The following is a 1359-nucleotide window of genomic DNA, read 5'->3' on the forward strand; positions in this document are numbered from 1 at the left end:
GAGCGGCACCGGGCGCGGTGCCGGGGGCCTGTGGTGGGGGCAGCGGGTAGTCCTCCGGTACGTCGGCGGAGCCCGGTCCCGTCGGCGCGAGGGCGGGTTCCGCGGCGGGGGCCGGGACGGTGCGCGGCGCACCGGCACCGGACCGCTCGGCCGCCGCCGCCGGGGCGGCGGCGGGCGGCGGCGCCAGTAGGTCGGCGCCGCAGCCGCCGCAGAAGTTGTCACCCGGCTCCAGCGGCTCGGCACAGCTCGGGCACGCGGCCAGCTGAGGGAGCTGCGGCATCTGCGACATCGATCACACCCACGTTCTGGGGCGGAAACGGTTTGCCCGTTCCACCAGTTCGATCCTCTCCTCGCCACGCTGTGCCAGCCTGGCGAGTGTCCGGTACGAGCGTTCGAGTCCAAAGCGCAGCCCACGCTCGTCGAGGCTGCTGCCGAGCAGTGCGAGCGGACCAGTCCGCCCGCCACCGCTACCGCCAAGGGTGCCGCAACCGCCGCTGCCGCCCATCAACACCCAGTCCAACGCGCTGCCCAGCACCTCGGTGCGCAGCCGCTCGCGCCGGACCGCGTCGAGTCCCAGCTCGCCCAGCCGCTCCACCTGTTCGGCCGAGGCGGCCAGGTCCGGGTAGAGCGGTTCACGGGCGTCCCGCTCGCGCAGCCGGGCGCGTATCGCGGCGACCCGGGCGGCGGTGTAGTGGATGGACGACTCCGGTACGGACTCCAGGGTCCGTACCGCGTCGAGCCGGTCGCCGCCCGCGCACAGTTGCACCCGGGCGAGGCCGAAGGCGGCGCCGACGTAGCTGGGGTCGGCCGCCCACACCAGCCGGTAGTACTCCTGGGCGTTGTCCAACTGGCCCAGCACCTCGGCGCAGACGCCCAGCGCCAGCTTGGGGGCCGGTTCGCCGGGGAAGGCGTCGTAGACGGCCTCGAAGGACAGCGCCGCGGTCCCCTGGTCGCCGGTGGCCAGGGCGTGCATGCCCCGGTACCAGATGACGCGCCAGTCGTCGGGGTACGCCGACTCCAGGCCGGTGAGGATGTCGCCCGCGGTCCGCGCGGCGCCCAGTTCCAACTGGACCCGGACCAGCCGCAGCCGCAGCTCCACCGAGTCGGCGGGCGCGGCCCGCAGCGCGGCCCCGAGTTCGGCCGTCGCGGTGGCGCCCGCGGAGCCGAAGGCGGCGGACGAGGCGGGCAGCGCGGCCAGGAAGCCGGCGTTGGGGTCGTCGGGGTCCACCCGGGGCACCGGCAGCGCCAGTGCCGCCGCGCGGGCGTCCAACGGGCGGACCACAGGCAGCGGCCGGGCCACCGCGGCGGCCTCGGAAGCCGTCCCCGTACCGAGCACCGGCCCCGTACCCACACCCGACC

At 76.1% G+C, this 1359-nt stretch carries 2 protein-coding genes; both read right to left on the reverse strand.

What is annotated here, in order from left to right:
• Nucleotides 1-280: zinc ribbon domain-containing protein (locus tag E4099_RS32055; protein ID WP_425348293.1), on the reverse strand; the 280-nt coding region annotated here is incomplete at its 3' end.
• Nucleotides 281-292: 12 nt separating this feature from the next.
• The coding region (locus E4099_RS32060; RefSeq protein WP_280923537.1) for a tetratricopeptide repeat protein at nt 293-1359 on the reverse strand (1067 nt) is incomplete at its 5' end.

Origin of the sequence: Streptomyces palmae (assembly GCF_004684805.1) — a bacterium.
GTDB lineage: Bacteria > Actinomycetota > Actinomycetes > Streptomycetales > Streptomycetaceae > Streptomyces > Streptomyces palmae.